The sequence below is a fragment of the Streptomyces sp. NPDC029151 genome (assembly GCF_055564315.1).
In genome coordinates this window covers 605669-618205 of record NZ_JBVHWQ010000002.1, presented here as the reverse complement: position 1 = coordinate 618205, position 12537 = coordinate 605669, and the positions used below count along the sequence as shown (strand labels likewise).

Here is a 12537-nt window from a genome sequence, read left to right as displayed (position 1 = left end):
GCGTCCGGGGCATGACGGCACGGTCGCCGGGACGCGCCGGCATCGAGGTGAGGGCGAGGGAGCGGGGTGGCTCATCGGATTCTCATAACGCGGCAAATTCCGGTCCGTCGGGCCCCACGGGTCGCGAATCCCCTGCTCGAAGCGGTGTACGGTCCCCGGGTGCGCGAATGTTCCCGGCTCAGCCGGCGTGCCGTCCTCGGGCTGACGGCCGCCGCCCTTCCCCTGTCCACCGCCGCCGAGGCCGCCGCCGCGACCCCGGTCGTCGGCGGTGAACGCCTGGCCCGCACCGGCGTCCAGGTGCGCGGCGCCTCCGGACTGCCCGGCAAGCTCACCGCCCAGGCCTGGCTGGTCGCCGACTGCGAGAGCGGGGAGGTGCTCGCCGCGTTCAACGCGCACCGCCGGCTCGCGCCCGCGTCCACCCTGAAGATGCTGTTCGCGGACACCGTGCTGAAGAAGTTCGGCCGCACCGAGCGGTACGAGGTCACCGACGCCGACCTCGCCGACGTCCCGGCCGGCTCCAGCCTCGTCGGCATCAAGCCCGGCCTCACCTACACCGTCGAGCAGTTGTGGCAGGGCGTGTTCCTGCGCTCCGGCAACGACGCCGTGCACGTGCTGTCCCACATGAACGGCGGCATCGCGAAGACCGTCGCCGAGATGCAGGCCAAGGCCGAGGACCTCCAGGCCCTGGACACCCATGTGGTCAGTCCCGACGGCTTCGACCACAAGGGGCAGCTCTCGTCGGCGTACGACCTGACGCTCTTCGCCCGCCACGGCCTGAAGGACGCCGACTTCCGCGGCTACTGCGGCACCCGGACCGCCGACTTCCCGGCGGGCGGCAAGAAGACGTTCCAGATCCAGAACACCGACCGCCTCCTGACCGGGGCATGGGGCCTGAAGACGTACGAGGGCCTGATCGGTGTCAAGAACGGCTACACCAGCCACGCCGGCAACACCTTCACCGGTGCGGCCACCCGCGGCGGGCGGACCCTGCTGGTCACCGTGATGCACCCCGAGTCCGGCGGAAACGCCGTGTACGAGCACACCGCCGCACTGCTCGACTGGGGCTTCACACGCGGGCGTTCGGCCCAGCCGGTGGGCATCCTGGTCGCGCCGCTCAGCGAGGGCGGGGCGGGCACGGGCGCGAGCGCGGCGCCCGGGCGGAAGACCGTGCAGGCGGCGGCGGGCGCGCCCGGCCCGGCGCCCGGGGGCGGCGCGGGGTGGCAGGCCGCCGGTGGCTCCGCCGGGGCGCTGGCGGCCCTGGGACTGGGTGCCTGGGCCCTGCGCCGGCGCCGGGCACGGACGGCGACGGCGCCGGAGGAGAACGGAACCGGACCGCGCGACACCGTGTGACGTGGTGCGGCGGCCGTTCCACCGGCCGGCGTGTACCCGCGGCCCGCCGCGAGGTCCACCCCCAACTCCGGCCCGGTGGAACGGCCGCCGCCTCCCCCCTCGGAGTGGCCGCGGAACTTCCGTGCATCACATGTGAAGCTCTCGTGGAGAAAAGTTGAGCACAGGTCCACGACCGGCCGCAATAGCGCGGATGTTCTACTTCCGCTTGCCGGGGTGCCGGGGGAGCGCCGCTCAGCCCCGCCCGACGTACGGCATCGTCGTCGCCAGCACCGTCGCGAACTGCACGTTCGCCTCCAGCGGCAGCTCCGCCATGTGCCGCACCGTGCGCGCCACGTCGGCCACGTCCATCACCGGTTCCGGGGCCACCTCCCCGTTCGCCTGGAGCGCCCCCGTCCGCATCCGGGCCGTCATGTCGGTCGCCGCGTTGCCGATGTCGATCTGCCCGACCGCGATCCGGTACGGCCGCCCGTCCAGCGACAGCGACTTGGTCAGACCGGTCAGCGCGTGCTTGGTCGCGGTGTAGGCGACCGAGTGCGGGCGGGGCGCGTGGGCCGAGACCGAGCCGTTGTTGATGATCCGGCCGCCCTGCGGATCCTGTTCCTTCATCCGCCGGTAGGCCGCCTGCGCGCACAGGAACGCCCCGTTGAGGTTGGTGTCCACCACGTGCCGCCAGGCGTCGTACGGCAGTTCCTCCACCGGGACCCCGCCCGGCCCGAAGGTCCCCGCGTTGTTGAACAGCAGGTCCACCCGGCCGAACCGCTCCACGACCGCCGTGAACAGCGCGTCGACGTCCTCGGGCCGGGACACGTCGGCCGGTACGGCGAGCGCGGCCGCCCCCGGCACCAGCGCCGCCGTCCCCGCGAGCGGCTCGGCGCGCCGGCCGGCCAGCGCCACGGACCAGCCGGCGCCCAGCAGTTCCACGGCGACGGCCCGCCCGATGCCCGAACCGGCCCCGGTCACCACCGCGATCTTCGAGTGCGTGTCAGTCATGGCACCGCAGCGTAGGCGGCGAGTCCGCCATGCGGAATCAGGTGTCCGCCATACGGTTAACCGACGAGCGCCGTCTCCTCGGCGCCCGCCGCCTCCTCCGCGGGGTACCGCACCCCGATCCGCTCCCGCACCCCGTCCAGCGTGCGCATCACCGCGAGCGTCCCCTCGAGCGGCACGAGCGGCGACTCCTTCTCACCCGCCCGCAGCGCCCGCATCACCTCCGCCGCCTCGTGCCGCAGACTGGTGCGCGGCCCGTCGGCCGGATCGGCGGTGAACTCCTCCGGGTCACGGCCGTCCCGGTGCAGGACGAAACGGTCCGGGTGGAAGAACCCGGACGGGATGTCGATCCGGCCGCGCGAACCGGTGACCGACGCGGTCACCGCCGTACCCCCGACGATCGAGCAGTGCAGCGAGGCCAGCGCCCCGCTCTCCCAGGACAGCACGGCCCCCGTCTGCAGATCGACGCCCTCCGGCGACAGCACCGCGCTCGCGGCGATCCCGTCCGGCTCGCCCAGCAGCAGCTGCGCGAACGACACCGGGTACACACCCAGGTCCAGCAGCGCCCCGCCGCCCAGCGCCGGATCCCGCAGCCGGTGCGCCGCGGGGAACGGCCCGGCGAGCCCGAAGTCGGCGTGCACGGTCCGCACCTCGCCGATCGCCCCGTCCTCCACCAGCGCCTTCAGCCGCCGCACCAGCGGATTGCAGTACATCCACATCGCCTCCATCAGGAAGCGGTCGTGCTCCCGCGCCAGCGCGACGAGTTCCTCCGCCTCGCGCAGGTTCAGCGTGAACGGCTTCTCGCACAGCACGTTCCGGCCCGCCGCCAGGCACAGCCCGGCCGCCGCCCGGTGCGCCGCGTGCGGCGTGGCGACGTACACCACGTCGACCTCCGGGTCCGCCGCCAGCGACTCCCAGTCGCCGTACGCCCGCCCCACCCCGAACCGCTCGGCGAACGCCTCCGCCGACTCCCGGCGGCGTGACGCCACCGCCACGATCTCCGCGTCCGCGAGATCGACCAGATCCGCCGCGAACGCCGCCGCGATCCCGCCCGTCGCCAGGATCCCCCACCGCACGCCCTGCTCCGCCATCCCCACCCTCGCTCACGTGTGCCTCGGCAGTGTGTACGAGCTGAGAGCATAGGGGCCGGCCGCACCGACGACACCGATGTCAGACGAGCGGCGGACGAGCAGCGGACAAGCAGCAGCCGAGCACCAGGGAGGGGCACATGCCGGACCACGCGGCGGCACCGACACCGGAACAGGACCAGCGGTCCGGCTCCGCCCCCACACCTTCACCCGCCCGAGCCCCGTCCCGCACCGGCCCCCTGGTCACCTTCCTCCTCGGCAGCCTCACCGCGACGACCCCGCTCGCCATGGACATGTACCTCCCGTCCCTGCCGGAGGTCACCCGCTCCCTGCACGCCCCCGCCGTCACCGTCCAGCTCACCCTCACCGCCTGCATGGCCGGACTCGCGCTCGGCCAGCTGGTCGTGGGCCCCCTGAGCGACCGCTGGGGCCGGCGCCGCCCGCTGCTCACCGGGCTCGCCGTCTACCTCGTCGCCACCGCCCTGTGCGCCCTCGCGCCCACCGTCGAGACACTGACCGCCTTCCGGCTGGTGCAGGGACTGGCCGGCGCGGCCGGGGTGGTCATCGCCCGGGCCGTCGTACGCGACCTGTACGACGGCGTCGCCATGGCCCGCTTCTTCTCCACCCTGATGCTGATCTCCGGCGCCGCCCCCATCGTGGCCCCGCTCGTCGGCGGCCAGATCCTGCGGGTGACGGACTGGCGGGGCGTGTTCATGGTGCTCACCGCGATCGGCGCGCTGCTCACCGCCCTGGTCTGGCTGCGGCTGCCGGAGACCCTGCCCCCGGCCGAACGGCACCGCGGCGGCATGGGCGAGACCCTGCGCGCGATGCGCTCCCTCCTCGCCGACCTGCCCTTCACCGGCTACATGCTCGCCGGAGGCTTCGCCTTCGCCGCGCTGTTCGCCTACGTCAGCGCGTCCCCCTTCGTGATCCAGGAGATCTACGGCGCCTCCCCGCAGACGTTCAGCCTGCTGTTCGGCCTCAACTCCGTCGGCCTGGTCGTCGCCGGGCAGATCAACGGCAAGGTGCTGGTCGGCCGGGTCAGCCTGGACAAGGTGCTCGCCGCCGGACTCACCGTGATCGTGCTCGCCGCGACCGCCCTGCTGCTGATGTCCACCGGCGTCCTCGGCGACCCCGGGCTCGTCCCCGTCGCCGCCGCCCTCTTCGTCCTCATGTCGGCGATGGGCATCACGCTCCCCAACGCCCAGTCCCTCGCCCTGCTGCGCACCAGGCACGCCGCCGGCTCCGCCTCCGCGCTCCTCGGCACCTCCTCCTTCCTGGTCGGCGCGGTCGCCTCCCCGCTCGTCGGCGTCGCCGGGGAGCACACCGCCGTACCCATGGCCGTCGTCCAGCTGACCGGAGCACTGGTCGCGGCGGCCTGCTTCGTGGGACTGTGCCGTCCCTGGACGGCACGGGCCGCCGCCCGTGCCGGCTCGGAGGGAGACGAGAGCTGAGCACCCCGAGACTGCGCACCGGCACACCGGAACGGGCCGGGCTGGACCCCGCCGCCCTCGCCCGACTGGTCGACGAGGTGCGCGCCCTCACCGCCGGCGAGCGCCCCTGGGCGGCCGGCGCCGTCGTGCTGGCCGGACGCGGACCCGTGATCGCCGTCGCCGAGGCGTCGGGCTGGGCGGTCCGCTACTCCTCCTGCGACCCCGAGTCCGGCACCGGCGTCGAGCTGCCGCCCGCCGCCCGGGTCCCGGTCACCCTCGACACCCCCTTCGACCTGGCCTCCCTCACCAAGCTGTTCACGTCCGTCGCCGCCGTGCAGCAGATCGAGCGCGGCACCCTCGGCATGGACGCCCGGGTCGGCGACTACCTGCCCGACTTCCACGCCGCCGCCGCGTACCGCGTCACGGTACGGCAGCTGCTCACCCACACCTCCGGCCTGCGCCCCGAACTCCCGCTGTACGACTGCCCGGACGACGCCACCCGCCTCGACCTCCTGCGCGCCGAGGCCCCGTCCGCCGACCCCGGCGAGTACCGGTACTCGGACCTCAACATGCTCCTGCTCCAGCACGTCCTGGAGCGCATCACCGGCCGCACCCTCGACGTCCTCGTCCGGGACGGCATCACCCGGCCGCTCGGCATGACCGCCACCGGGTTCGGACCCCGCCCCGGCGCCGCGGCCACCGAGGACCAGCGGCGGCCGTGGGCCAAGGCCGACCGGGGGATGCTGCGGGGCGTCGTGCACGACGAGAACGCCTGGGCGCTGGGCGGGGTCGCCGGCCACGCCGGCCTCTTCTCCACCGCACCCGACCTCGCCGTCTTCTGCCGCGCCCTCCTCGCGGGCGGCTCCTACGGCCCCGCGCGCATCCTCGGCCCCGACTTCGTGGAGCTGCTCTTCACCCCGCCCGGCCTGGGCTTCGCCCTGGACCAGCCCTCTTTCATGGGCGAACTCGCCGGCCGCGGCGCCGCGGGCCACACAGGCTTCACCGGCACCTCCCTGGTCCTGGACCCGGCGACCGACACCTTCCTCGTCCTCCTGGCCAACACGGTCCACCCCCGCCGCCGCCCCCCGGACAGCGCCCCCCGAGCCCGACTGGCCACACACCTGTCGAGAGCCCTGAACTGAGCCGGACACGTGCCGCCACCCTCCCGGCCACCCGGGCGGTGAGCCGGCCGTACGCGGTGATCGCCTCCGCGGTGGCCTCCGGGCCGTCGTGGTAACCCCGCATGACGTTGGCCCCTGCCTGCCGCCACCCTCCCAGCCACCCGAGCGGTGACTCCCGTGACGGCTCCCGGCCGACCGAGCCGGGTGGCGCGGCCGCGCCTTTTCAGCCACCCGCGCGACGTTTCCCTCTCAGCCGCCCGCCCGGCCCCTGCGTGCGGGCGCCTTCCCGGCCACCCGGGCGGTGGCTCCCGTGACGGTGCCCTCCCGGCCGACCGAGTCGGGTGGCGTGGCCGTGCCTTTCCGGCCGTCCCCAGCGGGCCCCGAGCGGCGTTTCCCTCGCAGCCGGCCGCCCGGCCCCGGCGTGCGGGCGTCTTCCCGGCCACCCGGGCGGTGACTCCGGGACGGTGCCCTCCCGGCCGACCGAGCCGGGTGGCGCGGCCGTGCCTTTCCGGCCGTCCCCAGCGGGCCCCGAGCGGCGGTTCCCTCGCAGCCGGCCGCCCGGACCCCGCGTGCGGGCGCCTTCCCAGCCACCCGGGCGGTGACTCCGTGACGGTGCCCTCCCGGCCGACCGAGTCGGGTGGCGGGTGGGCATAGGCCGGGGGTCTGGGGGCGGAGCCCCCAGCAGGCCGGCATCAGCGCAGGGCGCCATGCAGCCGCCGCCCGGCCGGATGGCATCCGCAGGGTGCCGTGCAACCGCCGCCCGGCCGGATGGCATCCGCAGGGTGCCGTGCAGCCGCCGCCCGGCCGGACGGCATCCGCAGGGCCCCGTGCCACCGCCACCCCGCCGGACGACCCCCGGAACCCCCGCCCAGCCGAAAGGCCCCGCGCCATAGAATCGCCGGGTGAACGACCCCGCCTCCCCGGCCGCGACCCTCCGCACGGCCCTGGCCGACCTTCTCGACGGCATGTCCCCCACGGAGGTCACCGCCGCCGTGGACCGGCTGATCGCCACCTACCGCGGCGACACCCCGACCCACGCCCCGATCCTCCGCGACCGCGCCGACGTCGCCGCGTACGCCGCCTACCGCATGCCGGCCACCTTCGAGGCGGTCCGCTCCGCGCTCACGGCCTTCGCCGACACCGTCCCCGGCTGGACCCCCGGCAGCCACACCGACGTCGGCGGCGGCACCGGCGCCGCCACCTGGGCCGTCTCCGCCACCTGGCCCGGCGCGCGCAGCGTCACCGTGCTGGACTGGGCCGAGCCCGCCCTCGCCCTCGGCCGGCGGATCGCCGCCGCCAACCCGGCCCTGGAAGGCGCCCGCTGGCAGCGCGCCCGGATCGGCGGGGACCTCGCCCTGGACGCCACCGACCTGGTCACGGTGTCGTACGTCCTGAACGAACTCGCCGAGCCCGACCGCGCCGCCCTCGTCGACGCCGCCGCCGGCGCCGCGCGGACCGTCGTGATCGTCGAGGCCGGCACCCCGGCCGGCTACCAGCGGATCATCGAGGCCCGCGACCGGCTGGTCCGCGCCGGCTTCCGCGTCGCCGCCCCCTGCCCGCACAGCGCCGCCTGCCCCATCGCGCCGGGCACGGACTGGTGCCACTTCTCCGCCCGGGTCGGCCGCTCCTCCCTGCACCGCCAGGTCAAGGGCGGTTCGCTGGCGTACGAGGACGAGAAGTTCTCCTACGTCGCCGCCACCCGGCTGCCCGCCGAGCCCGCCCCCGCCCGCGTGGTCCGGCGCCCCCAGATCCGCAAGGGCCAGGTGCTGCTCGACCTGTGCGAGACCGAGGAACGGCTGCGCCGTACGACGGTCACCAAGCGCCACGGCGACCTGTACCGGGCCGCCCGGGACGCCGACTGGGGCGACGCCTGGCCGCCGTACGACTCCGCGTCGTAGCCCGCCGCCCCGGCTTGTTACTTTCGACCCCATGGTCGACAAGTCCGCCCCCGACGCCACCCGCCGCAGCGAGAAGTCCCGCCGGGCGATCTACGCCGCCGCCCTCGCCCTGGTCGGCGAGGTCGGCTACCCCAAGACCACCGTCGAGGCCATCGCCGCCCGGGCCGGGGTCGGCAAGCAGACCATCTACCGGTGGTGGTCGTCCAAGGCGGACGTCCTGCTGGAGGCCTTCCTGGACCTCGCCGCGCAGGCGGCCCAAGCGGCGGGGCAGGAACCGGACGCCGCGGTCCCGGACACCGGCGACCTGGCCGCCGACCTGAAGGCGGTGCTGCGGGCCACGGTGGACGAGCTGCTCGACCCCCGCTTCGAGGTGCCGGCGCGGGCGCTGGCCGCGGAGGGCGTGGTGAACGAGCAGCTCGGCCGCGAGTTCGTCGGCGCACTCCTCGAACCGCAGCTCCAGCTGTACGTCGCCCGCCTGCGCTCGGCACAGGACGCGGGGGCGGTCCGTGCCGACGTCGACCCGCGGATTGCGCTGGAGCTGTTCGTCTCCCCGCTCGCGCAGCGCTGGCTGCAGCGGACCGGACCGATCTCGTACGACTACACGGACACCCTGGTCGAGTACGCCCTGCACGGCATCGCACCCCGCTGACGTGCCTCCGCACAACGCCTGACGTGCCTCCGCACAACGCCTTCCGGACCCCCCGAAGTACGCGAAGATGGGACGATAAGGCATGCTGTCCGCACACCAGCGAGGCGACCACGGGACCGAGGGGATAGATGAGCGAGACGTTCGGCGGCCGGACCGGCCGGCAGGGCAGACTCTCCCAGTGGCTGCTCGGACGCCGCGCGAAGGAGACCGCCGCGGACGACGGCGGCCGTGAGCCCCTCCTGCTGGCCGCCGCGGCGGCGGGTCTGCCCCTCGCGCCCGCCGCGCACCCCGCCGACGGCTACCGCTGCTCCTGCGACCGCGTGGGCTGTCCCACCCCGGCCCGGCACCCGGTGTCCTTCGCCTGGCAGACCCAGTCCACCACCGACCGCGCCCAGATCGAGCGCTGGGCCCGGCACCAGCCGCAGGCGAACTTCATCACCGCCACCGGCATGGTCCACGACGTGCTGGACGTGCCCCTGGAGGCCGGCCGGGAGGCCATGGAGCGGCTCCTCGGCTCCGGCGTGGAGGTCGGACCGGTCGCCGAGAGCGACGACGGCCGCATGCTGTTCTTCACCCTCACCCGGGGCACCCCCGAGGACGAGGACGAGTGGTGGCCCTGCGAGCTGGACTGCCACCCGGAGACGATGGACGAGCACCCCGGCCTGCGCTGGCACTGCCGGGGCTCCTACGTCCTCGTACCGCCCGCCCGGCTGCCCGGCGTCGACGACCGGCAGGTGCGCTGGGTGCGCGGCCCCGAGCACCCGCTGCCCGACCCGTTGACCCTGCTGGAGGCGCTCACCGACGCCTGCGCCCGGCACGTGGGCGCCGAGGCCGGCCGGCACGGCACGGCCTGGCCCCTGCACCGCTGACCGGCCGCCGGTCCGCCCGCCCCGCTACTCGCCCTGGGCGGACGTCAGTCCCTGGACCCGCCCCAGCATCCGCACCGGGCCGCCGCCGGCCGGGTCGAGGACGGCCTCGTTGGCGACCGACTCCATCGTCAGGGACTGCTTCACCTCGCCCTTGACCAGGGCCTGCACGGACTTGTTCGGGACCTGCACCAAGCCGCCGGTGTAGGCGGTCTGCTTCTCGTAGTGGTGCGTGGTGAAGAAGACCAGCGCCCCGCCGTCCGCGGTGCGCAGCGCGAGCGGCGCGTACGCGCCGCGGGTGAGCGGCTCGTCGATGAACTGGCGGACCAGGCCGGGCTTCCTGGCCTCCTTGGCACGGTCGGCGCGCAGCTTGCTGGTGTCCGGACCGTCGGCGAAGGTCTTCCCGCCGCTCTTCAGGTAGGACGCGTAGGACGTGCTCAGCTCGTCCGGGCGGACGGCGAGTTGCGTGGTGCCGGCGGGCACGGCCTCGGCCCAGCCGTCCTCGTCCTTCCGGAACTCCGGCACCGTGCCGGGGGCCATGAGCGTCAGATAGGCCACCCGCCAGCGCTCGCCGAGGTCGCCCCGGGTGAAGACCAGCACCCAGCGGTAGCTCCCGCCCTTGTTGCCCTGGGCGTCGGCGACGAACCAGCGGGGCCAGCCCGCCTTCTTCGGGATCGTGATCCGCACGTCCGTCAGTTTCAGGGGGGTGTGGTCCGGGTTCCCGGACGGGCTGTTGACGTGCCCGGCCTTCAGCCGGGCCGCGTCGATGTCGGCGAGGGCGCCGGTCACGTAGGGCGCGTCCAGGGAGCTGTCGTAGGCCTTGTCGGCCTTGTTGTACGCGTCCGTGAACGCGGTGAGCGCCTTGGCGGCCTCGGCGCGGGTGGCCGCCGGGAGCACCTCGCGCTCCCCGTGCACCACCACGCATCCGCTCGCGGTCAGCGACAAAGCGGTCAGCGAGGCCGCTATGAGTGCGTTCCGGTCACGCCTGGGAAGCCGTCGACGGCTGCGTTCCCTGGTCATCGGGCTCCTTCACCTTCCCCTTTCCGGAGGCGAACCCTACCGGGGAGAGGAACAGCGCGAGCACCGGGACCAGGTACAGCGCCCACACCGTGATCTGGACGACCGTCGGGTCGGGCTGGAAGTTGAACACGCCCTTCAGCAGGGTGCCGTACCAGCTGTCCGGCGGGATGACGCCGCTGATGTCGAAGGCCAGTTCGTTGATGCCCGGGATCCAGTCCGCCTCCTGCAGGTCGTGGAAGCCGTACGCGAGCACGCCCGCGGCGACCACGACCAGCATGCCGCCGGTCCAGGTGAAGAACTTGGCCAGGTTGATCTTCAGCGCGCCCCGGTAGAACAGCCAGCCCAGGAGGACCGCCGTGGCCAGGCCCAGCGCGACACCGACCAGCGGGCGCGGGGTGCCGTCGCTCGCCGCGTGCACCGACGCCCACACGAACAGCGCGGTCTCCAGGCCCTCCCGGCCGACGGCGAGGAAGGCGGTGGCGACCAGCGCGCCCGTGCCGAGCTTCAGGGCCGCGTCCAGCTTGCCGTGGAGCTCCGACTTCAGGTGCCGGGCGGTGCGCCGCATCCAGAACACCATCCACGTCACCAGGCCCACGGCGACGACCGACAGCGAGCCGCCGAGCGCCTCCTGCGCCTGGAAGGTCAGCTCCTGGGAGCCGAACTCCAGGGCGCAGCCGAAGCCCATGGCGATGGCGATCGCGATGCCGATGCCGATCCAGATCGGCTTCACCGCGTCCTTGCGGCCGGTCTTGACCAGGTAGGCGATGAGGATGCAGACGACGAGCGACGCCTCAAGCCCCTCGCGCAGGCCGATCAGGTAGTTGGAGAACACCGGCTACGCCTCCTTCGAGAACAGCGTGCGGCCCCACCAGTCGCCGGAGTCCCGGACGCCGGGCGGGACGGCGAAGACCGCGGAACCCACGTGCTGGATGTACTCGTTGAGCGCGTCGTGGGCCGAGAGTTTGCGCTGGAGCGGGATGAAGCCCTTGCGCACGTCCCGCTGGTAGGCGAGGAAGAACAGGCCCGCGTCGAGCCGGCCCAGGCCGTCGGTGCCGTCGGTGAAGGAGTAGCCCCGGCGCAGGATGGTGACCCCGTTGTTGGAGTCGGGGTGCGCGAGCCGCACGTGCGCGTCCGGCTTCATCGCCTTCAGGAACGGCTCGTCGTGCTCCTTGGCCTTGCCGACGGGGGCGCCCTCGCGCTTGTCGCGGCCGAACACGTCCTCCTGCTCCTGCAGCGAGGTGCGGTCCCAGGTCTCGATGTTCATCCGGATCCGCCGGGCGACCAGGTACGACCCGCCGGCCATCCAGTCCGGCCCGTCGCCCTCGCCGACCCACACGAACTTCTTCAGCCGCTCGGTCTCGGTGCCCGCGATGTTGCGGGTGCCGTCCTTGAAGCCCATCAGGTTGCGCGGGGTCTGCGCGTCCGGGGTGGTCGAGGAGGTCTTGCCGAAGCCGAGCTGCGACCAGCGGATGGCGACCTTGCCGAAGCCGATCCGGGCGAGGTTGCGGATGGCGTGCACGGCGACCTGCGGATCGTCGGCGCAGGCCTGGACGCACAGGTCGCCGCCGGTGCGGCTGCGGTCCAGGTTGTCGCCGGGGAACCTGGGCAGGTCGACCAGGGCCTCCGGCCGCCGGTCCTTCAGCCCGAACTTGTCGAACAGCGACGGCCCGAACCCGATGGTCAGCGTCAGCCGGGAGGGCTTGAGCCCGAGCGCCTCGCCGGTGTCGTCCGGCGGGGCCTCGGCGAGTCCGCCGTAGGCGCCCTCGCCGACCGCCTTGCCCGCGGTCATCCGGCGGGCCGCGTCGGTCCAGTCCTTCAGCATCCGGACGAACGCGTCGCGGTCCTCGGTCTTCACGTCGAACGCGGCGAAGTGCAGCCGGTCCTGCACCGGGGTGGCGATGCCGGCCTGGTGGGCACCGTGGAACGGCACCGCGCCACCGGTCTCGGCGGCGGCCGGGTCCATGTCGTCGCCCGTCCTGGCCATCGCCGCGGCCCCGCCGGCCACGGCGGCCCCGAGCGCGAGCCCGGCACCGCCCCAGCCGATCAGCGCCCGGCGCGACGGACTGCTCTCCCGGGACTCCCGGGCCTCCTGGGTCTCCTGGCTCTCGGTCATCGCTTGCGCCCC

At 74.2% G+C, this 12537-nt stretch carries 11 protein-coding genes; 6 read left to right on the top strand and 5 right to left on the bottom strand.

Features of this window, described 5'->3' with window-relative positions; genetic code table 11:
- The first annotated feature begins 159 nt into the window (after positions 1-159).
- Entirely contained in the window at positions 160-1350 is a 1191-nt protein-coding gene (locus ACZ4VF_RS10540) for a D-alanyl-D-alanine carboxypeptidase family protein (protein WP_467924751.1), read from the top strand.
- A 231-nt stretch (positions 1351-1581) separates the two neighbouring features.
- Here ACZ4VF_RS10540 and ACZ4VF_RS10535 read toward each other — a convergent pair whose 3' ends face one another.
- Positions 1582-2340, bottom strand: a complete 759-nt coding sequence (locus tag ACZ4VF_RS10535; RefSeq protein WP_467924749.1) for an SDR family oxidoreductase — start codon at positions 2338-2340, stop codon at positions 1582-1584.
- Positions 2341-2396: 56 nt separating this feature from the next.
- Positions 2397-3428, bottom strand: coding sequence for a Gfo/Idh/MocA family protein (locus ACZ4VF_RS10530; protein WP_467924747.1), 1032 nt, complete (start codon positions 3426-3428; stop codon positions 2397-2399).
- Between the two features lie 137 nt (positions 3429-3565).
- Here ACZ4VF_RS10530 and ACZ4VF_RS10525 point away from each other — a divergent pair, with 137 nt between their 5' ends.
- The 5 genes from ACZ4VF_RS10525 to ACZ4VF_RS10505 all read left to right on the top strand — a co-directional run bounded on the left by ACZ4VF_RS10525 (position 3566) and on the right by ACZ4VF_RS10505 (position 9395).
- Positions 3566-4879 (top strand): multidrug effflux MFS transporter, encoded by a 1314-nt coding sequence (locus ACZ4VF_RS10525; RefSeq protein ID WP_467924745.1) that lies wholly within the window; start codon positions 3566-3568, stop codon positions 4877-4879.
- The gene (locus tag ACZ4VF_RS10520; protein WP_467924743.1) at positions 4819-6000 is read left to right on the top strand and encodes a serine hydrolase domain-containing protein; all 1182 of its coding nucleotides are present in this window, start codon (positions 4819-4821) and stop codon (positions 5998-6000) included. The genes ACZ4VF_RS10525 and ACZ4VF_RS10520 overlap by 61 nt, the downstream gene beginning before the upstream one ends.
- Positions 6001-6881: 881 nt before the next feature.
- The gene (locus tag ACZ4VF_RS10515) at positions 6882-7877 is read left to right on the top strand and encodes a small ribosomal subunit Rsm22 family protein (RefSeq protein ID WP_467924741.1); all 996 of its coding nucleotides are present in this window, start codon (positions 6882-6884) and stop codon (positions 7875-7877) included.
- Between the two features lie 31 nt (positions 7878-7908).
- Entirely contained in the window at positions 7909-8526 is a 618-nt protein-coding gene (locus tag ACZ4VF_RS10510) for a TetR/AcrR family transcriptional regulator (RefSeq protein WP_467924739.1), read from the top strand.
- Positions 8527-8654: 128 nt separating this feature from the next.
- A complete protein-coding gene (locus tag ACZ4VF_RS10505; RefSeq protein WP_467924737.1) occupies positions 8655-9395 on the top strand; it encodes a bifunctional DNA primase/polymerase in 741 nt (246 codons plus the stop codon).
- A 24-nt stretch (positions 9396-9419) separates the two neighbouring features.
- Here the strand turns inward: ACZ4VF_RS10505 and ACZ4VF_RS10500 are convergent, their stop codons facing one another.
- The 3 genes from ACZ4VF_RS10500 to efeB are packed head-to-tail and all read right to left on the bottom strand — an operon-like array spanning position 9420 to position 12525.
- Positions 9420-10412, bottom strand: a complete 993-nt coding sequence (locus ACZ4VF_RS10500) for an SCO2278 family lipoprotein (RefSeq protein ID WP_467924735.1) — start codon at positions 10410-10412, stop codon at positions 9420-9422.
- Positions 10372-11244: an iron uptake transporter permease EfeU gene (gene efeU, locus ACZ4VF_RS10495; RefSeq protein ID WP_467924733.1), complete on the bottom strand. Its 873-nt coding sequence runs from the start codon at positions 11242-11244 to the stop codon at positions 10372-10374. The genes ACZ4VF_RS10500 and efeU overlap by 41 nt, the downstream gene beginning before the upstream one ends.
- Before the next feature lie 3 nt (positions 11245-11247).
- Positions 11248-12525, bottom strand: coding sequence for an iron uptake transporter deferrochelatase/peroxidase subunit (efeB, locus tag ACZ4VF_RS10490; protein ID WP_467924731.1), 1278 nt, complete (start codon positions 12523-12525; stop codon positions 11248-11250).
- Between the last annotated feature and the right edge of the window lie 12 nt (positions 12526-12537).

What these genes read in the sequence shown, in the direction of transcription:
- ACZ4VF_RS10500 (WP_467924735.1), bottom strand. Translation starts at nt 10,412, where the DNA reads ATGACCAGGGAACGCAGCCGTCGACGGCTTCCCAGGCGTGACCGGAAC.
- efeB (WP_467924731.1), bottom strand. Translation starts at nt 12,525, where the DNA reads ATGACCGAGAGCCAGGAGACCCAGGAGGCCCGGGAGTCCCGGGAGAGC.
- ACZ4VF_RS10525 (WP_467924745.1), top strand. Translation starts at nt 3,566, where the DNA reads ATGCCGGACCACGCGGCGGCACCGACACCGGAACAGGACCAGCGGTCC.
- ACZ4VF_RS10510 (WP_467924739.1), top strand. Translation starts at nt 7,909, where the DNA reads ATGGTCGACAAGTCCGCCCCCGACGCCACCCGCCGCAGCGAGAAGTCC.
- ACZ4VF_RS10505 (WP_467924737.1), top strand. Translation starts at nt 8,655, where the DNA reads ATGAGCGAGACGTTCGGCGGCCGGACCGGCCGGCAGGGCAGACTCTCC.
- ACZ4VF_RS10535 (WP_467924749.1), bottom strand. Translation starts at nt 2,340, where the DNA reads ATGACTGACACGCACTCGAAGATCGCGGTGGTGACCGGGGCCGGTTCG.
- ACZ4VF_RS10530 (WP_467924747.1), bottom strand. Translation starts at nt 3,428, where the DNA reads ATGGCGGAGCAGGGCGTGCGGTGGGGGATCCTGGCGACGGGCGGGATC.